The sequence below is a fragment of the Ferrimonas balearica genome, assembly GCF_019802085.1.
GTDB classification, from domain to species: domain Bacteria; phylum Pseudomonadota; class Gammaproteobacteria; order Enterobacterales; family Shewanellaceae; genus Ferrimonas; species Ferrimonas balearica_B.
The window spans coordinates 1,678,203-1,701,584 of the sequence record NZ_JAHVHV010000001.1 but is presented as its reverse complement, the minus strand read 5'-3'; the positions used below and the strand labels follow the sequence as shown (position 1 = coordinate 1,701,584).

At 63.8% G+C, this 23,382-nt stretch carries 25 protein-coding genes; 23 read left to right on the top strand and 2 right to left on the bottom strand.

Going from position 1 to position 23,382, the window contains the following annotated elements; all coding sequences use genetic code 11:
* Positions 1-56: 56 nt before the first annotated feature.
* Positions 57-830 carry an alpha/beta fold hydrolase gene (locus KUV81_RS08045; RefSeq protein ID WP_222543297.1) on the bottom strand — a complete coding sequence of 258 codons (774 nt, stop codon included), beginning with the start codon at positions 828-830 and terminating at the stop codon, positions 57-59.
* Between the two features lie 142 nt (positions 831-972).
* Here KUV81_RS08045 and seqA point away from each other — a divergent pair, with 142 nt between their 5' ends.
* The 13 genes from seqA (at position 973) to KUV81_RS07980 (ending at position 12,375) form a co-directional block, all read left to right on the top strand.
* Positions 973-1,530 carry a replication initiation negative regulator SeqA gene (gene seqA, locus KUV81_RS08040; RefSeq protein WP_222543296.1) on the top strand — a complete coding sequence of 186 codons (558 nt, stop codon included), beginning with the start codon at positions 973-975 and terminating at the stop codon, positions 1,528-1,530.
* Positions 1,531-1,549: 19 nt separating this feature from the next.
* A complete protein-coding gene (gene pgm / locus KUV81_RS08035) occupies positions 1,550-3,196 on the top strand; it encodes a phosphoglucomutase (alpha-D-glucose-1,6-bisphosphate-dependent) (RefSeq protein ID WP_222543295.1) in 1,647 nt (548 codons plus the stop codon).
* Between the two features lie 112 nt (positions 3,197-3,308).
* Entirely contained in the window at positions 3,309-4,034 is a 726-nt protein-coding gene (locus KUV81_RS08030; protein WP_315900053.1) for an SIMPL domain-containing protein, read from the top strand.
* 7 nt (positions 4,035-4,041) lie between these two features.
* Positions 4,042-4,548, top strand: a complete 507-nt coding sequence (locus KUV81_RS08025; protein WP_222543293.1) for a GNAT family N-acetyltransferase — start codon at positions 4,042-4,044, stop codon at positions 4,546-4,548.
* A 202-nt stretch (positions 4,549-4,750) separates the two neighbouring features.
* Entirely contained in the window at positions 4,751-5,239 is a 489-nt protein-coding gene (locus KUV81_RS08020) for a GNAT family N-acetyltransferase (protein ID WP_222543292.1), read from the top strand.
* Positions 5,240-5,323: 84 nt separating this feature from the next.
* Entirely contained in the window at positions 5,324-5,800 is a 477-nt protein-coding gene (locus KUV81_RS08015; RefSeq protein WP_222543291.1) for a peroxiredoxin, read from the top strand.
* 124 nt (positions 5,801-5,924) lie between these two features.
* On the top strand, positions 5,925-6,860 hold the full coding sequence (gene ylqF, locus KUV81_RS08010) for a ribosome biogenesis GTPase YlqF (RefSeq protein ID WP_222543290.1): 936 nt from the start codon (positions 5,925-5,927) through the stop codon (positions 6,858-6,860).
* A 165-nt stretch (positions 6,861-7,025) separates the two neighbouring features.
* Positions 7,026-7,283 (top strand): hypothetical protein, encoded by a 258-nt coding sequence (locus KUV81_RS08005; RefSeq protein ID WP_222543289.1) that lies wholly within the window; start codon positions 7,026-7,028, stop codon positions 7,281-7,283.
* Positions 7,270-9,309: a sulfatase-like hydrolase/transferase gene (locus KUV81_RS08000; protein WP_222543288.1), complete on the top strand. Its 2,040-nt coding sequence runs from the start codon at positions 7,270-7,272 to the stop codon at positions 9,307-9,309. Before KUV81_RS08005 ends, KUV81_RS08000 begins: the two co-directional genes overlap by 14 nt.
* A 3-nt stretch (positions 9,310-9,312) precedes the next feature.
* Positions 9,313-10,674: an arylsulfotransferase family protein gene (locus KUV81_RS07995; protein WP_222543287.1), complete on the top strand. Its 1,362-nt coding sequence runs from the start codon at positions 9,313-9,315 to the stop codon at positions 10,672-10,674.
* On the top strand, positions 10,671-10,928 hold the full coding sequence (locus tag KUV81_RS07990) for a hypothetical protein (RefSeq protein WP_222543286.1): 258 nt from the start codon (positions 10,671-10,673) through the stop codon (positions 10,926-10,928). The genes KUV81_RS07995 and KUV81_RS07990 overlap by 4 nt, the downstream gene beginning before the upstream one ends.
* Complete coding sequence (locus tag KUV81_RS07985; RefSeq protein ID WP_222543285.1) at positions 10,925-11,323, top strand: hypothetical protein; 399 nt, start codon at positions 10,925-10,927, stop codon at positions 11,321-11,323. The genes KUV81_RS07990 and KUV81_RS07985 overlap by 4 nt, the downstream gene beginning before the upstream one ends.
* A complete protein-coding gene (locus tag KUV81_RS07980; protein ID WP_222543284.1) occupies positions 11,320-12,375 on the top strand; it encodes a sulfotransferase in 1,056 nt (351 codons plus the stop codon). Before KUV81_RS07985 ends, KUV81_RS07980 begins: the two co-directional genes overlap by 4 nt.
* 6 nt (positions 12,376-12,381) lie before the next feature.
* Here the strand turns inward: KUV81_RS07980 and msrA are convergent, their stop codons facing one another.
* Positions 12,382-12,864 (bottom strand): peptide-methionine (S)-S-oxide reductase MsrA, encoded by a 483-nt coding sequence (gene msrA / locus KUV81_RS07975; RefSeq protein ID WP_222543283.1) that lies wholly within the window; start codon positions 12,862-12,864, stop codon positions 12,382-12,384.
* A gap of 176 nt (positions 12,865-13,040) precedes the next feature.
* On the opposite strand from msrA, the gene astE reads away from it, so the two are divergent.
* The 10 genes from astE (at position 13,041) to cpaB (ending at position 23,354) form a co-directional block, all read left to right on the top strand.
* The gene (astE, locus tag KUV81_RS07970; protein ID WP_222543282.1) at positions 13,041-14,060 is read left to right on the top strand and encodes a succinylglutamate desuccinylase; all 1,020 of its coding nucleotides are present in this window, start codon (positions 13,041-13,043) and stop codon (positions 14,058-14,060) included.
* Between the two features lie 185 nt (positions 14,061-14,245).
* A complete protein-coding gene (locus KUV81_RS07965) occupies positions 14,246-15,427 on the top strand; it encodes a thiamine pyrophosphate-dependent dehydrogenase E1 component subunit alpha (protein WP_222543281.1) in 1,182 nt (393 codons plus the stop codon).
* Positions 15,428-15,429: 2 nt separating this feature from the next.
* The gene (locus KUV81_RS07960) at positions 15,430-16,407 is read left to right on the top strand and encodes an alpha-ketoacid dehydrogenase subunit beta (RefSeq protein ID WP_222543280.1); all 978 of its coding nucleotides are present in this window, start codon (positions 15,430-15,432) and stop codon (positions 16,405-16,407) included.
* A 9-nt stretch (positions 16,408-16,416) separates the two neighbouring features.
* Positions 16,417-17,961, top strand: a complete 1,545-nt coding sequence (locus tag KUV81_RS07955) for a dihydrolipoyllysine-residue acetyltransferase (protein ID WP_222543279.1) — start codon at positions 16,417-16,419, stop codon at positions 17,959-17,961.
* A 114-nt stretch (positions 17,962-18,075) separates the two neighbouring features.
* Entirely contained in the window at positions 18,076-18,249 is a 174-nt protein-coding gene (locus KUV81_RS07950; RefSeq protein WP_222543278.1) for a hypothetical protein, read from the top strand.
* Positions 18,250-18,307: 58 nt separating this feature from the next.
* Positions 18,308-19,732 carry a L,D-transpeptidase family protein gene (locus tag KUV81_RS07945; RefSeq protein WP_222543277.1) on the top strand — a complete coding sequence of 475 codons (1,425 nt, stop codon included), beginning with the start codon at positions 18,308-18,310 and terminating at the stop codon, positions 19,730-19,732.
* Between the two features lie 540 nt (positions 19,733-20,272).
* Positions 20,273-20,470, top strand: coding sequence for a Flp family type IVb pilin (locus KUV81_RS07940; RefSeq protein ID WP_222543276.1), 198 nt, complete (start codon positions 20,273-20,275; stop codon positions 20,468-20,470).
* 112 nt (positions 20,471-20,582) lie between these two features.
* Entirely contained in the window at positions 20,583-21,116 is a 534-nt protein-coding gene (locus KUV81_RS07935; protein ID WP_222543275.1) for a prepilin peptidase, read from the top strand.
* 15 nt (positions 21,117-21,131) lie between these two features.
* Positions 21,132-22,448, top strand: coding sequence for an AAA family ATPase (locus KUV81_RS07930; RefSeq protein ID WP_222543274.1), 1,317 nt, complete (start codon positions 21,132-21,134; stop codon positions 22,446-22,448).
* A gap of 54 nt (positions 22,449-22,502) precedes the next feature.
* Positions 22,503-23,354 carry a Flp pilus assembly protein CpaB gene (gene cpaB / locus KUV81_RS07925; protein WP_222543273.1) on the top strand — a complete coding sequence of 284 codons (852 nt, stop codon included), beginning with the start codon at positions 22,503-22,505 and terminating at the stop codon, positions 23,352-23,354.
* The last annotated feature ends 28 nt before the right edge of the window (positions 23,355-23,382 follow it).

Sequence of the window (23,382 nt, the reverse complement as noted above, 5' to 3'; positions counted from 1 at the left end):
CCTGGCCTGCTTAGGGGCGCGCACTATAGCACAGGCGCATGGGGCTGACCATGGCATCACCGCCCCGTCGCCCCGGCAAGAAACTGCACCACCTGGCGGTTGAACAGCTGGGGTTTATCGGCGTGCAGCCAGTGGCCGGCCCCGGCGATCACCCGTGCCTTGGCCTGGGGGAAGCGGGCCACCACTTCGCCCTGGTGAGCCGGCAGCAGGTAGTCGGAGTGCTCCCCCTTAAGAAACAGGGTCGGGCCGGGGTAGGGGGCGTTGTCGGGCAGGGCACCAATCAGCTGGGGGTAGTTCTCGACGATGGCCGGCAGATGAATTTGCCAGCGGAAGCCGCCCTCGGGACGAGGCTTGAGGTTCTTGGTGAGGAACAGGGCGGTACCGCCGTCGATGCCGGCAGCCATCAGCTGCTGCTGGGCCACTTTGCGCGAGGGCAGGCCCTCGGCGTCGATGCTCGCCAGTGTGGCCAAAATGGTGTCGTGGCGTCGCGAGTAGGCCACCGGTGCGATGTCGGCCACCACCAGGGCCGTCACCCGCTGGGGGTGGGCTTGGGCGTAGGTCATGGCCACCTTGCCCCCCAGGCTGTGGCCCACCAGGGCCATCTGGGGCAGCGCCAGACGCTGGCGCAATTGCTCGAGGTCTTCGGCCATCTCGGCGAAGGTCATGGTGTCCTGGTGCGCGGACTGGCCGTGGTTGCGCAGGTCCACCCGGATCACCCGGTAGCCTTCGGTCAACAGCACCCGTCCCAGCCCCGCCAGGTTGTCCCTGTCGCCAAAGAGCCCGTGGATGAGGACCACTGCCGGTCCGCTGCCTTCCTCGTGATACTGCATGGGTACACCCTGGTTGCCAAAATCCGTTGGCGGCGGATTGTGCCCACCCCGGCCCAGCCAATGCAAGTTTTAGCCATGGTCGAGGCGCATCGGGCTCGTTATAATGCGGCTGATTTTGTGCAGAAAAGCTGACAGGAACACCATGAAATACATCGAGATCGACGACGAGCTCTACCGCCATATCGCTTCCAACACCCAGCAGATCGGCGAGAGCGCCTCGGACATTCTGCGCCGCTTGCTTGGGCTGGAGGTGACCGCCGGGCAGGAGTCGATCCCGGAACAGGTGAGCCAGCCGGGCATGGAGGGGACCGTGGTGGCTACCCCGACCCCGACCACCCCGGTGCGCTCGGTCGCGGCGGAGAGTGGCGTGTTCGATGACCTGGTGGGCGACGACAACCTGGAGCGTCAAAAGGGCGCCGTGGGCCGCTTTGTCTACCTGCTGGACTGCCTCTACCGTCAACACCCGGGGGCGTTCTCCGGCGTGCTGGAGATCCGTGGCCGCGATCGCCTCTACTTCTCCCAGAGCAAAGAGGGGCTGCTCAAAGCCAGCGCCAGCGCCAACCCCAAGCAGATCGGCGCCAGCCCCTTCTGGGTCTCCGCCAACAACAACACCGCCAAAAAGCGCGCTATCCTTGAGGAAGTGCTGGCTCTGCTCGGCTGTCAGTCCGAGATGGCCCAGCGCATTGCCCAGCAAATTTAACGCACTACAAGGAAGTTCCATGGCGCTGCACCCTAATGCCGGCACCCCGGCACGCCCCTCTGATCTGGTGGACATCCCCCATCTGATCAGCTGCTACTACACCCAGGCCCCCCGAGCGGATCACCCCGAGGAGCAGGTCAGTTTTGGCACCTCCGGCCACCGGGGCAGCGCCTTCAAGCGCAGCTTCAACCAGGCCCACATCCGCGCCATCACCCAGGCGGTGGTGGACTATCGCCAGCAGGCGGGGATCCACGGCCCCCTGCTGCTGGGGTTTGACACCCACGCCCTGAGCCAACCGGCGTTCTTCTCCGCCATCGAGGTGTTGGCCGCCAACGGTGTCACCGTACACGTGCAGCAGGACCGCGGTTTTCTGCCCACCCCGGTACTCTCCTACGGCGTGATTCGTTTCAACCGTGATGGGGAGGCGGACGCCCTGGCCGATGGTCTCATCCTCACCCCCAGCCACAACCCCCCGGCGGATGGCGGCATCAAGTACAACCCGCCCCACGGCGGGCCGGCGGACACCGACGTCACCGACTTTATCGCCGAGCGCGCCAATCACTACCTGGCCCACGGCATGGAGGGGGTGCGCTGGGTCAGCCGTGACGTGGCCCAGGCCACTGCACTGGTGGAGGAGCGGGACCTGATTGGCGAGTACATCGAGGCCCTGGCCTCCGTGGTGGACCTCGAGGCGATCGCCAAAGCCGGGATCCGCTTAGGCGTTGACCCCCTGGGCGGCGCCGCGGTGTCGGTGTGGCAACGCATCGGCGAACGCTACGGGTTGGATCTCACCGTGGTCAACGAGCGGGTCGACCCCGCCTTTGGCTTTATGGCCCTGGATAAGGATGGCCAGATCCGGATGGACTGTTCCTCCGCCTGCGCCATGGCGCCGCTGCTGGCCATCAAGGACGACTTCGACCTGGCCCTGGCCAACGATCCGGACGCCGATCGCCACGGCATCGTCTGCCGCGATGCCGGTCTGATGAACCCCAACCACTACCTGGCGGTGGCCATCGATTACCTGCTGGCCCACCGGCCCCAGTGGCCCGAGGGCATCGCTGTGGGCAAAACCCTGGTCTCCAGCGCCATCATCGACAAGGTGGTGGCGTCCCATGGTCACCCCCTGGTGGAGGTGCCGGTGGGCTTTAAGTGGTTCGTGGACGGCTTGACACGCGGGCAGCTGGCCTTCGGCGGTGAAGAGAGCGCCGGCGCCAGTTTCCTGGACCGTCAGGGGCGTGCCTTTGCCACCGACAAGGACGGTTTCATCCTCTGTCTGCTGGCGGCGGAGATCCTGGCGGTCACCGGCCAAAGCCCGGCCCAGCGCTACGCGGCCCTGGCCGAGCGCTTCGGCAGCCACCACTACCGTCGCCTCGACGCGCCGGCCACCGACGCCATCAAGCGGGCGCTCAAGCAGCTGGACCCCAGTCAGTTGCAATCGGATCAGCTGGCGGGGGAGGCGATCGTGGCCACCCACACCCGGGCCCCGGGCAACGACGCGCCCATCGGCGGGCTCAAGGTGACCACCGACAGCGGCTGGTTTGCCGCCCGCCCCTCGGGCACCGAACCCATCTACAAGATCTACGCCGAAAGCAGCCGTGACGAGGCTCACCTGGAGCGGTTGCTCAGTGAGGCTCAGGCGCTGATCACCGAGGTCAGCGGCGGCTAAGGAACTCAGGGGCGCCATGGCGCCCCTTTTTTTTAGGCGCTCGACCCGGGGGTTGGGCTTTTGCCCGGTTCGGTCCGATACTGAGGCAAAACGACAGGACAAGGAGACACCGGTGAACGTCAAAACTGCGTACGTGCGCCCGGCGCTGATCGTCGCCCTGGGTTTGGTTGTGGGGCTGGGGCTGTTGGGTTACCTGGTGGGCAACGCCGCACTGGCCATCAAGGAGTACGACCGTTCCGTCACCGTCAAGGGGCTGTCAGAGAGGGAGTTTCCCGCCGACGTAGTGCTTTGGCCCATCCGCATCGTCGCCGCCGACAACGACCTGACCCAGCTTTACAACAAGCTGGAGTCGGACGTGCTGACCATCCAGACTTTCCTCAACCGCCAGGGCCTGTCGCCGGACAGCATTACCGTGGCGCCCCCAGCGGTGGTGGATAAGCTGGCTCAGCAGTACGGAGGCGGGGCCGAGATCCCCTTTCGCTACTCCGCCACCCAGACCCTGACGGTCTACTCCTACGATGTGGAGGGCGCCCGGCGCACCATGTCCGAGATGTCCACCCTGGGTAAGCAGGGCATCGTCTTCAGCCAGGACGACTACCGTGGCTCGGTGCAATACCTGTTCCTGCGCCTGAACGAAGTGAAGCCCGCCATGGTGGAGGAGGCGACCACCAACGCCCGCTCCGTGGCGGAAAAGTTTGCCGAGGACTCCCAAAGCCGGCTGGGCAAAATCAAGCGGGCCAGCCAGGGCCAGTTCTCCATCACCGACCGTGACGCCAACACCCCCTACATCAAGAAGGTTCGGGTGGTGTCCACGGTGGAATACTACTTGTCGGATTAATGGACTCATGACACAAGAACTCTTTGCCACATCTCGCCTTAGGGTGCGCCCGCTGGTCCAGGCGGACCTGGACTGGTTCACGGCCCTGGAGGGAGACCCGGAGGTGATGCGCTACACCGACAGGCCGGCTCAGAGCCCGGAACAGTCGGCCCACGCCCTGTTGACCCTGGCCGGGCGCACCCGGCTCGACGGTGAGCTGTGCCTTTGGGCGGTGCAAACCCACCAGGGCGAGGGGATAGGCACCGCCGCGGCCTACAAGAACGATGAGGGGGTGTGGGAGCTGGGGTACAAGCTGGCGCGGGAACGCTGGGGCCAGGGGCTGGCGTCGGAGCTGGCCGAAGCTTTGGTGGCCTACCTGCAAGCTCAGCTGCCCGGTGAACCCCTGCACGCCTACGCCTTTGCCCAAAACCGGGCCTCCTGCCGCATCCTGGAGAAGGTGGGATTTCGCCTTCAGCGGGAGTGGCTCAATGACGAGGCGGGTCTGCTGGACAGGCACTACCTCCTGGGCGATTGAATCTCGCCAGTGTAATCGACAAAGGAGTGCAAGGGCATGATGCTGAACGAATGGTGTTCAGCCGAAGGGTGCGCTGTTGACACCATTGCTTAACAATAGATAGTCATTTTTTTTGCATAAGCTATAAAAAGGTCGGGTATGGGGCTATGCATTTTGGGTAACCTGTTCAGCAAAGAGGTCAAAACCGAAAGGCCCGTACCCGATGTTTTTTACAACCGCCCGACTCACCGTCCGCCCCCGTACCCTGGAGGATCTCGACTGGATCCACCAGCTGGAGAGCGACCCCGACGTAATGCGATTTACCGACACCCCGGTGCAGACCCGCGATCAGGTCAAATCCCGCCTGCGACAGCCCCTGCCCGCCGATTCCTTTGCCCTGGTGGTCCTGGATGAGCTGGGGGAGGGGATAGGCACCCTCTCCACCTGGCGAAACGACAAGCAGCAGATGGAGCTGGGCTTTATGCTGGCGTCCCGCACCTGGGGCCAGGGTTATGGCAGCGAGTTGGTGCGCGCCTGGGGCCACCGTTTCCAGCAGGTTCAGCCCGGGCAGGACCTTCACGCCTTCGTTTACCGGGACAACGGCGCCTCCTGCAAGGTGGTGGAGCGCGCCGGCTTTATCATGGAGCGGGAGTGGCTCAACGTCGACAGCCAGTTGTGGGATCGCCATTACCGCCTGCCGGCCCTAGGCTGAGCCCAATCCCACACCAACTCTCGGTGTTTGTTGGACGGGATCCGGCGTACGCTTAGGGTCCACCCAAATGACGAGGATAGCCTCATGATTGCCGTTGGCGATACCCTGCCCGCCCTGCAACTGACCCAGCTCACCAGCCAGGGGATGCAAACGCTGGACAACCGCTACTTCGAAGGCCGCACCGTGCTGATGTTTGCGGTGCCCGGGGCCTTTACCCCCACCTGCAGTGAAGCCCACCTGCCGGGCTACGTGGTGCTGGCGGACAAACTCAAGGCCGCTGGGGTGGATGCCATCGCCTGCGTGGCGGTCAACGACGCCTTTGTGATGAAGGCCTGGGGCGACAGTCAGAACGCCGAGGCCATCGACATGCTGGCCGACGGCGACGGGACGGTGCACAAGGCCCTGGGGCTCAGCATGGAAACCGGCGGTTTCGGCGGCGTGCGCGCCCAGCGCTACGCCATGGTGGTGAAGGACAACGTGGTGACCCACCTCAACGTGGAGGCACCCAAGGCGTTCGAGGTCAGCAATGCCGAGACGCTGCTGGCCCAGCTGACGAGCTAAGCGTTTCCATTCGACCCAGTAACGGGGCCCCAGGGCCCCGTTTTTGCGACCGTCTCCCCGGTAACGATGACGGCGGGCCGGTGAGCGGGTACACTTCGCCCACCGCAACAGATGAGAGATGCCGATGTCGATCCAGTGGTTTCCCGGCCATATGAACAAAGCCCGCAACGAGATCAAAGAGGTCATGCCCCAGATGGACGTGATCATCGAGGTGCTCGATGCGCGTATCCCCTACAGCAGCGAAAACCCCATGGTGGCCAAGCTGCGCCGGGACAAGCCGGTGATCAAGATCCTCAACAAGGCCGATCTGGCGGATCCTGAGCTGACCCAGGCCTGGATGGCCTACCTGGAGCAGGAGCGGGGGGTGAAGACCCTGGCCCTGGGGGAGGACAAGGTGGGTCAGATGCACAAGATCACCGAGCTGTGCCAGAAGCTGGTGCCCAGCAAGGTGGGGCCGGGCAAGCAGATCAAGGCGATGATCATGGGGATCCCCAACGTGGGCAAGTCCACCCTGATCAACACCCTGGCCAAGCGGGTGGTGGCCAAGACCGGCAACGAGCCGGCGGTGACCCGGGCCCAGCAGCGGATCAAGCTGGAGGAGGGGATCATGCTCTACGACACCCCGGGGATGCTGTGGCCCAAGCTGGAGAACGAGCACTACGGCTACCGTCTGGCGGCTACTGGTGCGGTGCGGGACACCGTGGTGGTGTACGAGGACGTGGGCAGCTACGTCAGCGAATACCTGCTGCGCACCTATCCCGAGCTGCTTAAGGCCCGCTACAAGCTGGAGACGCTGCCGGAAACCGACTGGGAGTTTATGGAGCAGGCGGGGCGTCAGCGTGGCTGTGTGCGCGCCGGAGGCCACGTGGACTTCACCAAGTTCGGCACCATCCTCATCAACGAGCTGCGCAGCGGCACCCTGGGGCGGATCACCCTGGAGACGCCCCAGATGAAAGAGGTCGAAGAGGCCCAGCTGGCCATCGCCCGAGAGAAGGCCGAGGCGGAGAAGGAGGCCAAGGCGGACGCCCGGGCCAAGAAACGGGCCAAGCGTCGACGCTGATACCACAAACCGGGCACTGCCCGGTTTTTTTGTTTTTGGCCCCGGCCGCATACCCCATGCAGGTCACTGATGTACATCGCCAACTCCGGCCTGGTGCGGAGATTGTTGTCTACACTTAGCCCGTTATGTGGGGCTAAACCTTGGTGTGGCAATGGGTGAGTTGGCATGAAGCTGATAACAGGATTGCTGGTGCTGGCATTGGCGGGGATGCTGTGTTGGCACGGCAGCGCGCTTTGGGCGGTCTTCCAGGCGGCCCAGGCGATCCAGAGGGTGGAGGAGCCGGACTCCAGCCTGGCCGAGCGCTATCTCCTGCTGGGGGATTGGCCGGTGGGTTTAGAGGCTCCCGCCGAGACGCCGGCGTTTTACATCCAGGGGGAGCCTGCTGATCTTGAGCACCCGGGAGGGGCCAATGTCGGAGGTTAGCCAGGCCGAGATTGCACCGGGCAAGGATCTATATATCCGGGTGCTTTTTGCCCTGCTGTACGCCAGTTTCATGTTCTACCTGCTGGGCGGGGCGCTGCGCGGCGTCTCGGCCCTCTCCCTGGCGGAGGTGGTCACCCAGATGGAGCTGGGCGATTTTGTCAGCCGGGGCCTTGTCCTCGACTTGCTGTTTTTCCTCGCCGCGCTGCTGGTGGTGCACCTGATCTGGGCCTACGTGGTGGTGGTCAGCGGGTTCAGTGGTCAGCGCCTCTCTGCCCATCGCGGGTTTCGTGCCCTATTCATCCTCTTTGTCCTGGTGCTCCACCTGACCGCCATCGTGGCTCTTAACAGCCGCTGGTACCCCACCTCACTGACCGCCTACTTAAGGCACTCCGGGCTGACCGACACGCTTCCGTTGACCCTGCTGTGGCTGTCGGTGCTGGTGCTTTTCCTTATCGGGGCGGCCCTGGGCCGGCGCCGCCATCGCATTGGGGCCGGCGTGCTGCTGACCCTGTTGGCCGGGGCCACCCTGCTGTCGATGCGCCCCCTGGCGGGACAATCGCCCCAGGCTCAGCCCAACGTGATCATCATCGGCATCGACGGTCTGCGACCCGACCAGTTGGCCTACCGCGGTGCGCAGCCCTCCCTGGCCCCCAGGATCAACGGCTTTCTCGATAAGGCGCTGCGCTACGACCGCAGTTACACCCCGATGGCGCGCACTCACGTCGCCTGGATGAGCCTGCTCACCGGTCAGTACCCGAAAAGCCACGGGGTGCGCTTCAACCTGGCACCACCGGAGCTGTTTTCCCGTCCGCTGCCGCTGCTTGAACGCTTCAACCAGCGCGGGTACCACAGCGTCTACGCCATGGACGAGCGGCGCTTTAACAACATCGACACCGACTACGGCTTTGCCCAGGTGGTGGGGCCCAAGGTGGGGGCCGCGGATGCGTTGATCACCGGTTTTGCCGATCTGCCCATCATCAATGTGATGCTCAACTTCGCCTGGGCCCGGCATTGGTGGCCCTACCTGTACAACAACCGGGCCTACGGCAAGGCCTATTCCGCCACTACCTTCAATCACAGCACCCTCAAGGCGCTCTCGCCCACCCAGCCCAACCTGCTCTCGGTGCACTACTGTCTGCTTCACTGGCCCTTTACCTCGAAAGAGTTCGTGGCCCTGGAGCCCCAGGACTGGCAGGGCAACTACCAGTCCTACATGTACCGGCAGATGCTCAGGTTGATGGATCGTCAATTCGGCCAGTTTATGGACGGGCTGCGCGCCCAGGGGTACCTGGACAACGCCCTGGTGGTGCTGTTTTCCGACCACGGAGAGGGGCTGGGGCTGCCCTCCGATGGGCTGCACAGCTCGGACCCGGCGCTGAACGAACTGGCCAAGGGGCTGCGCGGCCACGGCACCAGCGTGCTGACCCAGCCCCAGTCCGATGTACTGATGAGCTACGCCCGCTTCCAAAACGGCAAACCGGTGGACGCGCCCGCCACGCTTCAGGGCACCTTTTCCCTGGTGGACATCGCCCCGGCGCTCTCGCGCGATGCGGGCCTGGAGCCCGACGCCCGGTTTGAGGGGGTGGCGTTGCCTTTGCGTCCGGCCCAGGTGCCGAACCGGCGGACGGTGTTTGTGGAGTCCTCCCTGTACTCCCACGCCCTGACCCAAAGCCACATCGACCACAACCAGGTGCTCGAGGAGGCGGCTGGCCGCTACGAGGTGCGGCCCAGCGGTCGGGTGGTGTACAAGCAGGACAACTACGTGGCGCTCATCGCCCAGAAGCAGTTGGCGGCCTACTCCGAGGGGTGGCAACTGGTCTCCCACCCCGGCCGGGAAGACTTTCTACTGGTGGAGCTGGCCACGGGCGAGCTCACTGACGCGGCCCCAACGGCGCTGTCCGGCACGCCGGAGCGCCTGCGCCTGGCCGCCTGCAACTTTTACCGCGAGGAGCTGCACCGTCGCGGCCCGCTGTGCCCAACCGAGACGTCGCTGGCCACCGCCGGCGGCGAACAGGCAGAGGACTAATCCATGGCAAAGGCGTCCCCATCGGAGTCGGTATTTCGCCTGGTGTTGGCGGTGGCCCTGTTTCTGCTGGGGGGCTGGTTTGGGGCCGCCCAGTGGCAGCCGTTCAAGTTCCTGGCCCACGGCTGGCAGCAGACCAAGGGACTCTACAACACCTACGTCTCGCCCCGGCCGGCGCTGCTCGGGCCCATCCGTTACCCGGGGGAAGGGGTCACCGAGCACCAGAGCGAGAAGGCCTGGCCCGGCGTGACCTTGCTCCAGGGCACCCTGCCCGGCGGCACCCAGATCCGGGCGGTGAACATGGCGGGCAACGAGCTGCATCGCTGGGAGATCGACTACTTCGCCATCTGGCCCGAAGCCCAGCACCTGGATGAAGTGCTCAAACCGAAGACGCCCAAGAACTACCACACTCAGGGCTTTGTCGTGCTGTCCGATGGCTCGCTTGTCGTCAATGTGAGCGATAAAGGTACCGTCAAGCTCAATGCGTGCTCCCAGGTGGTGTGGACGGTCGACCGCATGACCCACCATTCGGTGACCCAGACATCGAGCGGCGACTTTTGGATCCCGGCGCATCGCGAGATAGACGCCATCCCTGAACACCTCTTGTTTGGGGGGGTGTCGCGAGAAGAGTTGAAAGCGGAAGCGTTTAAGAAGGATTTTGTCGGGCACTCCTATGAAAACCTGCTTTTGTTGGTGGATGGGCAGGGCGCGGTGGTGCGGGAGCTGTCGGTGCTTCAGGCCCTTTACGACGCGGGCATGGAGTCGGCGGTGCTCAACGCCCTGAAGTGGCGCCGGGGGGACGTCACCCACGTCAACGACGTGGAGATCGTGACCCCCGCCCTGGCGGCCAAGCTGGACCAGGTGGAGGCCGGTGATCTGCTGGTCTCTTTGCGCCAGATGCACATGCTGGCGGTGATGGACCAGCACAGTGGCGCGCTCAAGTGGCACTACATCGGCCCCTGGATCTTCCAACACGACCCTGACATCCGCCCCAACGGCAACATCCTGGTGTTCAACAACGGCCTGACTGATCTGGCGTTCAACCGGGTGCCCGGCAGCAGCCTGATGGAGCTGGACCCGCAAAGCGGCCAGGTGCAGATCCTCTACCCCTTAACCGCCGAGCAGGCGTTTTACACCGACATCCTGGGCCACCAGCAGCCTCTGGCCAACGGCAACTACCTGATCACCGAGAGCCGCGCCGGACGGGTGTTCGAGGTGACCGGCGAGGGGGAGACCGTGTGGCAGTACACCTCCGCCTTCGACGAGGAGCTGGCCTCCCTGATCGCCATCGCCCAACGGGTGGAGCCCGACTATTTCCAGCGCGATGCGCTTGCGTGTCAGCGCGCCGAACGAGGAGACAAGCTATGAAGCGTCATCTTCACCTCTTGCTGGGGGCCGCCAGCCTCCTGCCCATGACCGCCGCGGCCTACGTCGGCCCGGGCACCGGCCTGTCCGCCCTGGGCACCGTGGTCGCCTTTCTTGTCGCCATCGTGCTGTTGCTGTTCGGGTTCATCTGGTACCCGGTCAAGCGCCTGATGGCCCGGGCGCGACAAAAGCCGGTGGCCGCGCAGGAGGCACCGGTGGCTGAGTCCCAGGCGAGCGACGAGCCGGAGCAACAATGACTCTGCTTGTCTGCTACCTCCTGGTGCTGGGGGCCTTCTCCTGGGCGTTCGTAAAGACTCGGGCGGTGGCTCAGGTAAGAGGCGTCATCCACGTCACCCGCCAGGCCAGCCTGGGGTTGATGGACAAGAGTCTGAGCGATGAGCGCAAAGAGCACCTCGCCCGGCAAAGCGCCTTGCGGCTGTTGCGGGATGGGGCGGTGATGGGGGGCAAACTGCTGCTCTGCCTGGCCGCTGCGCTGCTGCCCCTGCTGTTGGCCGAGACCCTGGGCCTGGTCAGTTACCCGGCGTTTTACGACTTTTCGCTGCGCCTGGATGTGCTGCTGGCCACTCTGGTGGGGGTCATTGGCCTGGCCTGGTGGCTGGGGCGGCGACGAACGCAGCCGGTGCGCCCATGAGCAACTACTCCATGGTGGAGCGCTGGATGCACCGGATGGTGTTCTCCCTGCCGATGCTGTCCGACACCCTGAAGGAGCTGGAGTCCTCGCTCTATGGCTCCCGCTGGCAAAACCAGCGCGTGACCCAGCCCATCTTTATCGCCGCGCTGCCCAGGGCGGGCACCACCTTGGTGCTGGAGCTGCTGGGGCGCCACCCGGATACCGTCAGCTACAGCTACCGGGACATGCCGTTCGTCCAGTCACCGGTGATCTGGCACCGGGCTTCCCGCTGGTTTATCCGCCCCGAGACCAAGCAGGAGCGGATGCACGGTGACGGCGTCGCCATCGGCTTTGACAGTCTGGAGGCGTTCGAAGAGGTGATCTGGCGCCAGGCCTTTCCCGACCATTACCAAGACGATCGCATCCTGCTGTGGGAGGAGGGCAGGGATGCAGCCGATTCCGGGTTGACCGACCAGATCCGAAAGCTGCTCTGGCTGCGCCAGGGACGGCGGTACCTGAGTAAGAACAACGCCAATGTGGCGCGCCTGGCGGCGATCCGCCGGGAGTTTCCCGATGCCCGGGTGGTGGTGCCGTTTCGTCACCCCCTGGAGCACGCCATCTCCATGCAACGTCAGCATCAGCGATTTCTCACCCTGCACGACGCTGACCGCTTCAACCGGGATTACATGGCCTACATCGGCCATTTCGAGTTTGGCCACCTGCACCGCCCCGTGGCCTTCCCCGGCTTTATCGAAATGAGTCAGGGGCTTGGTCCAGACAGCCTGGCCTATTGGCTGGCGTACTGGCTGGCGGCCTATCGCCATCTGGCAGCCCAGCCACAGACGGCGTTTTTGCACTACGAAGGCCTGTGTGGGGCGGGGGAAGCGGGGCTCGCTCGACTCACCGACACTCTGGGACTGACAGCCAGCTCACAGTGGCATCGATTGGCGGCGGCCCAACTGCGTCCGCCACCGACGTCGAGGTATGAAGGGCAGGTGCTGCCCAAGGCCTGGATTGAGGAGGCGAGCGCACTTTACCAGGCGCTTGAGGCACGCTGCCTGCTCACCCCCTGATGGGGCTCAGTACAGGGGCAGGTGGCAGCTGGGCAGTTCGTTGCGGGCCAGGTAGTTCTGGTGGTACGCCTCGGCTGGCCAAAAAGTGGAGGCCGGCACAATCTCCGTCACGATGGTCTTGTCCTGCCAAAACCCCTCCCGCTGCTGGCGGGACTTGGAGGCCTCGGCCACCAGGCGCTGCTCGTTGTCGTGGAAGAAAATCACCGAGCGGTACTGGCTGCCCACGTCTTCGCCCTGGCGGTTCACTGTGGTGGGGTTGTGGTGCTGCCAGAAGAACTCGAGGATGGCCTCCAGGCTGACCCGTTGCTCATCGAATTCGATCTGCACCACTTCGGCGTGGCCCGTGGTGCCCGCCTTAACCTGGGGGTAGGTGGGGTGGTCCACATGGCCCCCCATGTACCCACAGACCACGGTCTCCACACCGGGGATCTGACGTAAAAAGTGTTCAACGCCCCAAAAACAGCCGGCACCCAGGGTGGCTTGACGCATCTTCTCTCTCCTTCCTCTGATTACCGTCCCGAGCTCTGGATGTTTGGACGGCTAAACGTCCATTAATGTAGCGCGAAACCATGTCGCTGCCAACCCCCTTGTAGGTGCGATGATGGCGCATCGTAATGCCCCTGTTACAATGGCGCCCAAAACCGCGCCCCCCACGGAGGAATTAGGTGTTACAACGCAACTCGGATCTGCTTGCCCATACCCTGGCCCACCCCGAAACCCTGCCCCAGAGCGAAGCCTTTACCCTGGCCGATGGCACCCGGGTCTCCCTGCCCCACACCGGGGTGCTCTGGCTTGAGCCTGCTGGGCCCACCGCCCAGGATGTGGTGCTCTCCGCCGGGGTGCACGGCAATGAGACCGCGCCTATCGAGATCCTCAACCGCCTGGTGCAGGACCTGCTCACCGGCCAGCGCCCCCTGCGCAGTCGCCTTTTGGTGCTGCTGGGCAATCCGATGGCCATGGTGGCTGGCCAGCGTGAGCTGGAGGTGAACCTCAACCGGTTGTTCAGCGGCGCCCACCGCCAGGGCAACACCGCCGAGCACCAACGCGCGGCCCTGCTCGAGGGGGAGGTGCGTCGCTTCTTCGAGCAAGGTGGCGAGGGGCGCTCCCGTTTCCACTACGATCTGCACACCGCCATTCGCGACTCCAAGCGGGAGAAGTTCGCCATCTATCCCTTCCGCCACGGCCGCCCCTGGCGCTGGCAGCAGATCGAGTTTTTGGCCAGCTGCGAGGTGGACACCATCTTGCTCTCTCACAACCCCACCACCACCTTCAGCTACTTCTCCTCCAACGAGTTCGGAGCCGACGCTTTCACCGTGGAGCTGGGCAAGGTGCGCCCCTTTGGTCAGAACGATCTGAGCCGTCTGGCCGCGCTGGAAACCCAGCTGGGCCGATTGCTGGCGGACGAGTCCCTGGCGCTGGAGACGGTGGACCGGGCCGACATCACCGTGTTCGACGTCGCCCAAGTGATCGACAAGCACAGCGAGGCCTTTGCCTTCACCTTTGCCGATGACGCCGCCAACTTCACCCCCTTCCCCCGGGGCCACCTGCTGGCCACTGACGCCGAGCGGCAACACCGGGTGGCAGCGGCCGAAGAGGCGATCGTCTTCCCCAACGCCCGGGTGGCCAATGGCCAACGGGCCCTGCTGACCGTGGTGCCCGTGGGGCCGGATCAGCCCTTTGAATGAGCGCCATGAGCGCCTATCTTGTAAATTCCGTTGTACAGCCCGGGTCGGGGCCACTGGCCCGAGCTGCTATAAAGGAGGTTGAGAAGCAGTTTACGTAAAGGTAACGTGGCCTCGACAAAGATAACGATAATAAGTGCCTGGGCCTTGGTCCGGGCGTCACAAAGCACCTACCCGGGACAGTAACGATGACGGACAGTTCGACCTTGGATGCGGTGTGCCACCAGGCCGCCTTTACCGAGGGCCAGGCTTTGGCCATCCCCACCCTGAAAATCCTGCAGGCCGACGGCACGCCTTACGACGACGCCGTAATGCCGATGATCGACAAACCCCTTGCCCTGAAAATCTACGACACCTGCGCCTTTATCCGGGTGCTGGATGAGCGGATGCTGGCGGCCCAGCGCCAGGGGCGGATCAGCTTCTACATGACCTGCATCGGCGAAGAGGCCTCGGTCACCGGTTCCGCGGCGGCCCTGGAAGACCAGGACATGATCATGGCCCAGTACCGGGAGCAGGCGGCGCTGCGCTACCGCGGCTTCTCCACCGAGCAGTTCATGAACCAGATGTTCTCCAACGCCAAGGACCTGGGCAAGGGCCGCCAGATGCCGATCCACTACGGCAGCAACGCGCTCAACTACATGACCATCTCCTCCCCTCTGGGCACCCAAATTCCCCAGGCGGCGGGCTACGCCTACGGCCAGAAGCTGGCGGGCGAGCCGGCGGTGACCATCTGCTACTTCGGCGAAGGCGCCGCCTCGGAGGGGGATTTCCATGCCGGCCTCAACATGGCGGCGGTGCACCAGGCACCGGTGATCTTCTTCTGCCGCAACAACGGCTACGCCATCTCCACCCCGGCCAACGAGCAGTTTGCCGGCGACGGCATCGCCCCGCGGGGGATTGGCTACGGAGTTCGTACCATCCGGGTGGACGGCAACGACATGCTGGCGGTCCTGGCGGCCACCCAGCAGGCCCGGGCCATCGCCCTGTCGGAGAACTGCCCAGTGCTCATCGAAGCGATGACCTACCGTCTGGGCGCCCACTCCAGCTCCGATGACCCCAGCGGCTACCGCACCCGGGAGGAGGAGGCCAAGTGGCGGGAGCACGATCCGGTGCGCCGCTACAAGCTGTGGCTCATCAACAAGGGCTGGTGGAGCGAGGCGGAGGACGAAGCGCTGTACCAGACCTACCGCGAGGAGGTGCTGGCGGCGGTGAAGGTGGCCGAGAAGGTGCCGGCGCCGGCCCTGGACACCCTGGTGTCCGACGTGTACGACACCGTGCCTCAGCACCTGTCGGATCAGCTTGAGCAGGTGCGCGAGCAGATCAAACTCTACCCCGAGCAGTACCCGGTCACCGCCGGCAAGGAGGCCTGAAGATGGCGCAAATGAACCTGTTGCAGGCGATCAATAACGCCCTGGACATCGCCATGGCCGACGATGAGCGGGTGCTCTGCTTCGGCGAGGACGTGGGTCACTTCGGTGGGGTATTCCGCGCCACCGCCAAGTTGCAGGACAAGTACGGCAAGTCCCGCTGTTTCAACACCCCGCTGACCGAGCAGGGGATCCTCGGCTTTGCCAATGGTCTGGCGGCCCAGGGACACCGGCCGGTGGCCGAGATCCAGTTCGCCGACTACATCTTCCCGGCGTTCGATCAGATCGTGAACGAGTCCGCCAAGTTCCGCTACCGCAGCGGCAACGAGTTCAACGTCGGCGGCCTGACCATCCGCACCCCCTACGGCGGCGGCATCGCCGGCGGCCACTACCACTCCCAGTCCCCGGAAGCCTACTTCACCCAGACCCCGGGTCTGAAGGTGGTGGTGCCCCGCAACCCCTATCAGGCCAAGGGCCTGCTGCTGGCCTCCATCCGCGACGACAACCCGGTGGTGTTCTTCGAACCCAAGCGCATTTACCGGGCCTCCGTGGGCGAGGTGCCCGAGGAGGATTACCAGCTGCCGCTGTCCGAAGCGGAGGTGGTGAAAGAGGGCAGTGACATCACCCTGCTGGGCTGGGGCGCCCAGATGGAGCTGATTGAGAAGGCGGCCCAGCGCGCCGAGTCCTTAGGCATCAGCTGCGAAATCATCGATCTGCGTACCCTGCTGCCCTGGGATGTGGACACGGTGGCCAGTTCCGTGGCCAAAACCGGGCGCCTGCTCATCAGTCACGAAGCGCCCTTGACCGGCGGCTTTGCCGGTGAGATCGCGGCCACCATCCAGGACCGCTGCTTCCTCCACCTGGAGTCGCCCATCGCCCGTGTCTGTGGCCTGGATACCCCCTATCCGCTGATGCTGGAGCAGGAGCACATGGCCAACGAACACAAGATCTTCGAGGCGATCAAAGCCTCGGTGAATTTCTAAGGAGTGGACATGATCAAGGACTTTATCCTCCCGGACATCGGTGAAGGTGTGGTGGAGTGCGAGCTGGTCGAATGGCTGGTGAGCGAGGGGGAGGTGATCAAAGAGGATCAGCCGGTGGCGGACGTGATGACCGACAAGGCCCTGGTGCAGATCCCGGCTCCTTACGACGGCGTGGTCACCAAGCTCTACTACCAAAAAGGGGAGATCGCCAAGGTGCATCACCCCCTGTTCCAGGTGCAACTGGAGGGGGAGGGTCAGGAGGCCACCCCGGCGGTCGAGGCCAGTGCCGAACCGGCTGCGACCACCACCACCGAGGTGCGGGATTTCATCCTGCCGGACATCGGTGAAGGGATCGTCGAGTGCGAAGTGGTGGATTGGCTGGTCAGCGAGGGGGATCCGGTGGAAGAGGATCAGCCCATCTGCGATGTGATGACCGATAAGGCCCTGGTGCAGATCCCCGCCAAGGAAGCGGGCATCATCAAGACCCTCTATTACCGAAAAGGCCAGGTGGCCAAGGTGCATCAGCCGCTGTTCGCCCTGGAGGTGACCGTCACCGGTGACGCCCAGGCGGCGCCGGCGGCCACCCCGACCGCCCCGGCTTCGGCATCTGCCGAGCCCCAGTCGGCGGCTCCGGTACGCAGCGGCAAGGCCCTGGCCAGCCCGGCGGTACGGCGTTTGGCCCGGGAGCACGACCTGGATCTGGCCCAGGTGCCCGGCAGCGGCAAGAACGGCCGCATCTACAAAGAGGATGTGGAGGCCTTCCTGAGCGGCGCGCCGGCCAAGGCGGCTCCGGCCGTGCCTGCTGAGGCCCCAAGCCCGGCCGTGTCTCGCCCGGTGGTGGCCAGCGTCGAGGACCGGGTGGAGCCCATCCGCGGGATCCAGGCGGCCATGGCCAAGCAGATGACCGCCTCGGTTCAGAGCATTCCTCACTTTACCTACTGCGAAGAGCTGGACCTGACCGAGCTGGTGGCCCTGCGCCTGCGCCTGAAGGAGAAGTACGCCAAGGAGGGGGTAAAACTCACCCTGATGCCCTTCTTTATTAAGGCGCTCTCCCTGGCGATGCGGGAGTTCCCGGTGCTCAACAGCCGGGTGAACGACGACTGCAGCGAGCTGACCTACGTGGCCGACCACAACATCGGCATGGCGGTGGACGGCAAGCTGGGCCTGATTGTGCCCAACGTCAAACAGGTGCAGCACAAGAGCGTGGTGGAGGTGGCCAACGAAGTGACCCGCCTGACCCAGTCGGCCCGGGAGGGCAGGGTGGACCCGGCGGATCTCAAGTCCGGCAGCATCTCCATCTCCAACATCGGCGCCCTGGGTGGCACCGTGGCCACCCCCATCATCAACAAGCCGGAGGTGGCCATCGTGGCCCTGGGCAAGCTCCAGACCCTGCCGCGCTTTAACGATGCCGGTGAGGTGGAGGCCCGCACCATCATGCAGGTGAGCTGGTCCGGGGATCATCGGGTCATCGATGGCGGCACCATTGCCCGCTTCTGCAATCTCTGGAAGCGCTATCTGGAGCAGCCGGAAGAGATGATGATGGCCATGAGCTGAGGTCATCAACGCTCAACAACAAGGCGCCCGTTGAGAGTTTCAGCGGGCGCCTTGTTTATTTTGTCGCCACACAGTAGGTTAAACGTTAACGATTGCGATTCAGGGGTTGGGAACATGTGGCTGATGATGCTGGCAACGGCGCTGAACGTGTTGGGACTGGTGATGACCGTGGTGGAGCGCGGTGGCCCCGGCGTCTGGGTGCTGCTCGCCGGCATTAGCTTGAGCCTGACTCCCTGGCTGCGTCAACTCACCGGCTGGGGCCCCAAGGCCGCGCGTCCTGCCCGATAGCACTTATACAGCCCGCTGAATTAACTATACTTTCGTCACTTTGGGGAGGAGAGTGGCGATGCGGCAATGGTTATTTGGGCTTTGCGCCCTGGTTCTTGGACTGACGCCGGCCTTCGGCGATACCCCCTCCGACTCGTCTTACGACGCCCCCGAACTGCGCTGGTTGACGCCCGAGCTGGCACCCCAGGTGATGCCCTATCAGCGCCTGCTGGTGGACCTTGGGCTGTTGAGCCCCGGCCCCTTCTCCTCGATCCCGGCCCAGGACAGGGCGATCACCGAGGCCACCTTGGATCTCTTAACCCTGCGCCAGTCGCTGCGGGGCCAGACCGGTGCCACCGCCCGAGAGCGGCTTGCCCAGGCCGAGTCGCAGGGTGCCCTGGCTTCGCTTATCGACAGTCTGAGCCCGGATTATAAGGGGTTTGAGCGATTAAGGACGGCTCTTGAGCGGGAGCGGGCCATCGCCTCGGTGGCGGTACCGGATCTGACGCCCCTGGCGCCCCTGGGGCTGGGGCAACGCCATCCCGATTTGGCCCAGCTGCGCCGGGCCATGGCGGTGCGCATCGGCCAGACCCTCTCTGCGACCCTGGCCAACCGCGATGTCTGGGACCCGCCGCTGACCGAACTCATCAAAGAGTACCAGGGGCTCAATGGCCTCAAGCGCAGCGGCCGCCTGGATGCGGCCACGCAGCGTCATTTAAGCGCGGGCTCAGCGGAGCGCATCGCCGCCATTCAGTACTCCCTGCGCCAATGGTACCAGTTGCCCGACGCCCTCGATGGCTACTCGGTGCTGGTGAACATTCCCCAGTATCGGGCCTGGGTGCTCAATGGCGAAGCGGTGGAGCTCTCCCTGCCCGTGGTGGTGGGCAAGCCGGCCACCCCCACGCCCATCATGAACAGCCACTTCAGCAGCGTTACCCTAAACCCCAGTTGGACACCGCCGATGAGCATTGTCCGCAACGAGCTGTTGCCGAGTCTGCAGGCGGATCCCAACGCCCTGGCCCGACAAGGCTTTCAATGGATCGGGGCCGATCAGCAGCCCCTGGCTTGGAGTGAGGTGGATACCGATAACCCGGGGGCGCTGCTGGGCCGCTACCAACTGCGTCAGGCGCCGGGACGGGCCAATCCCCTGGGTAAGGCCCGTTTTAATCTCTCCCGCAGCCGTGCCATCTACCTGCACGACACCAACCAGCCCCAGCTGTTTCGTCAGGATTACCGGGCGCTGAGCCATGGCTGTGTCCGGGTGGGCCAATACGACCAACTGCTGGCCTTCCTCCTCAAATCCGAGTCCCCGGCTCGGCGTCGTGCCATTGAACTGGCCCTGGAGACTCGGCGCTCGGAGACGCGCACCGTCGGTACCCGGGTGGCGGTGTACCTGGTCTACATGCCCGCCTGGGTGGGGCCCAATAATCGGGTGCAACTGGCGCAAGACATCTACGGCTGGGTGGCGGAAGCGAATATCACCTCCATGGCGCGTAACCCCTGAGTTTGACGCTTTTCTGACATAAAGCGGGTTGGTGCCCCAAAAAGAGGCAGATTGGGCGCTAACTGTTACCCGGCAATTCTCCCCATTAGCCGTGTTTCTACGGCCCTCTCTTAAGACCAACTGAAATGCTGGGATATTTGAATGCGCTTACATGCCTTAAGGGTGGGTGGGCATAGCCAGTATGCATGTCGTTTCTTATCTCAAAACTCCAGGTTATCTCCCACTGGGAATCCCCGTTGGATTGAGTCATGACCGTGATTCAACCGGGGCATTAGCAGAGAGACAGGAAATTTTAAAAGCGATATAGAACAACGATATGAACAAATCATATATCCATTAACTGGGGGCTTGATAACCAGAGGTTCTATAAGTTTGTGGCAGTCCTTGTTGAATGTTCTGAAAAAGTTGGATTTTTCAAAGGGCGTTTTTCAGAGCACTGGACTAACGTTAAACATATCCCGGGGTTACAGGAAGGTTTTCCCCTCATCGACACGGATGTTTCGGTGTTTTTTTAAAAGCGTTTCCCACGTTTGGAGGTCGATGATGTTTAAGCAAGCCTTGGTAGAGTTCTGGAACGACGAGTCCGGTTTGACTGCGGTAGAGTACGCCATTGCCGGCGGCCTGGTGGTAGGTGGCATGATTGCCGCTTTCAACACCCTGGGCGAAAACGCCACTGACAAGATCGAATGTCTGGGCAGTGCCGTAAATGGCAACTCCACTGACTGTACTGCGCCGTAACTGGTTTGATGGGCTCGTCCTGGTTACACAGGCGAGCCCTCCTCTTTTCTCCGTGTTGCCGATCCGTGCGTTACGGCAGCGCAGAAACACAGCCTAAGACGCACGGTATTCCATGAGCAGCTTTCCCCCCAACGACGATCCCCTGAGCTGGATGATCCTGGCCGGATTTGCACTGGCCCTGGTGAGTGACATCCGCACTCAGCGTATCCCCAACCTGCTGTTTCTCGCCGCCCTCATCTGTGGCGTGGCGTACCACAGTCTGCAGGATGGCTGGGCGGGCCTGGGCACCGCTTTGGGAGGCACCCTGGTGGCCCTGCTGCTGCTGCCGCTCTATCTCAAGAAGTTCATTGGCGCCGGTGACGTCAAATTCATGATGGGCATGGGGGCCTTGATGGGGCCGACGCTGACGCTTTGGGTGCTGGCCCTGGGGGTCGCATCCGGAGCCCTGGTGGCGCCTTTGTTGGCGCTCAACCAGGTGGGGTGGAAGGGGCTGGTGGCCACCTTCAAGCGCTACTACCAGTGCGCCATCACCCGCACCTACTTCCGGCCCGAGCAGGGCGAAGCCGCTGCGGCGCGGGTGCCCTATGCGCCAGCCCTGGCGGCGGGGTGGCTGCTCACCCAGTTCATCTCCTTTCCGGGCCTATAGCTGAGGGATTCCGTGATGTTTTTTAAGTCTTCCAACGCCGAGACCGAGCCGAGCCACGAAGAGGCGATGGTCGCCCGTTCGCCTCTGGTGCAAAGTCCCACCTGCGTGGCGGACACCGGGCTGGACCTGACCCTGCTGCTGGGCTTGATGCTCAAGCACCTCTATGACAGCGATACCCTGACGCTCAGAGAGCTGTCCGAGCGCCTGGCCCTGCGCGGTGGCGTGGTGCAGGAGTTGCTAGCCGAGGCCAAACGCAGTGAGTTGGTGGAGAATCGCCACTCCGGTGAGTCCGGCCAGCAGCGCTTTAGCTTAAGCGGCCCCGGGCGCCGGGAGGCCAAGGGGCTGTTCGAGGTCAGCGGTTACCTGGGGCCCGCTCCAGTGCCCCTGGCCCGCTACGCCCAGGTGTGCCGCGAGCAGTCCAGCCGCAACCATGAGATCACCCGTCAGGACTTCGAGCGGGCGATGGAATCTGTGGTGGTGCCCGAGGGCTTGATCGACAAACTCGGCCCGGCCCTGAACTCCACTCGCCCCTTGCTGATCTACGGTCTGCCGGGCACCGGGAAGAGCTTTCTGTGTCGCCAGCTGAACCGACTGTTCGAAGATGAGGTGCTGATCCCCCACGCCATCAGCGTCGGGCGGCACATCATTCAGGTGTTTGATCCTCACTACCACCACTGCATCGAGGAGGCCGCTTCCGAGGCCATCCTCGGCCAGGCCATCGACGCTCGTTGGTACCGCTGCCGTCGTCCCCTGTTGATGGTGGGCGGGGAGCTCACCGCCCAGATGCTGGACATCAGCCTGGACAGCACCAGTCGCACCTTCCGGGCGCCCATCGGTCTGTTGGCCAACAACGGCATCCTGCTGATCGACGATCTGGGCCGTCAGGCGGTCTCCCCCAAGGCGATCTTCAACCGTTGGATTTTGCCCCTGGAGGAGCGGCGAGACTTCCTGTCCCTGCCCAGTGGCGAGCATTTCGAAGTGCCCTTCGAGCAATTGCTGCTCTTCTCCACCAACCTGTCACCCAGCGAACTGGTGGACGAAGCCTTCCTACGTCGACTCGGTTACAAGGTCTATTTCGGTGCCCTGGAGCGGGAGACCTACCTCCGCATCTGGCGCCAGAATTGCGACGAATACGGGGTAAGCGAAGCGCCCGGTCTGACCGACTGGATGCTGTCGGAGCTCTACCCCAAGGCGGACAAGCCCCTGCTGGCCTGTCATCCCCGGGATCTGCTGTCCATTGTCTCGGACCAGATCAAGTACAACGCCCTGCCGCGGACAGTGGATCGCACGCTGCTTCAAAAGGCATGGGATCTCTATTTTGTCAGGGGCTAAGCCCTGTAAGTCACCCAACAGCCAGCAGCACCGGCTAATGGAAGGAGTTGAGATATGCGCTCGATGGTCTTCGTTCTTATCTCCATCGCTTTTGGCGTCGGCGCGGTGTTGATGGCCCAGCGTTGGCTGGATCAAAGCCAGGCCCAAGTCCCCACGGCGGACACGGTGCCGGTGATCGCCATGGCGGTCTCGGTGCCCTCCGGCACCATCTTGCAGGAGAAGCACCTGGTGCAGCGAAGCGTGCCCCGGGAGCTGGCCCCCGCCAAGTCCTACAGCGACCTGCAGGAAGTCTCCGGCATGGTGTCCAAGTTCCCCCTGGTGGAGGGGGACATCGTCAGTCCTCAGAAGCTGGCGCCTAAAGGGGAGGGCAGTGTGCTGGCCAGCCTTATCTCGCCCAACATGCGGGCGGTGACCATCCGCGTTAACGACGTGGTGGGGGTGGCGGGCTTCCTGTTGCCCGGTAACCGAGTCGATGTCCTGGTGACCCTCAAGCAGCGACCGGACGCCGGCGTGGATTGGGCCGCCAACACCGAGGTGATCTTAAGCAACCTCAAGGTGCTGGCGGTGGACCAAAAAGCCAACCAGGACTCCAACCAGCCGCTGGTGGTGCGAGCCGTGACCCTGGAGGTCACCCTGGAGCAGGCGGAAACCCTGATGAGCGCCCGCAACAAGGGCAACATCCAGCTGGCCCTTCGTAACCCCAATGATTCGGCGGACGTCCAGGTCGCCAGCCTGGAGCCCATGCAGCCCAAGGACACTCTGCCGGTGGTGGAGCCTGAGGCGGCCCCGGTTAAGGTGCCGGCCCCCCGTCAGCGCAAGCGGATGGAGGTGATCAAAGGCACCCATCAACAAAGCGTCACCATCGGACGGGATCAAAGTCCCACATTGGCTCAGAAGGACGGATAACCATGAAACGCACTTTTCCAATTTTTGG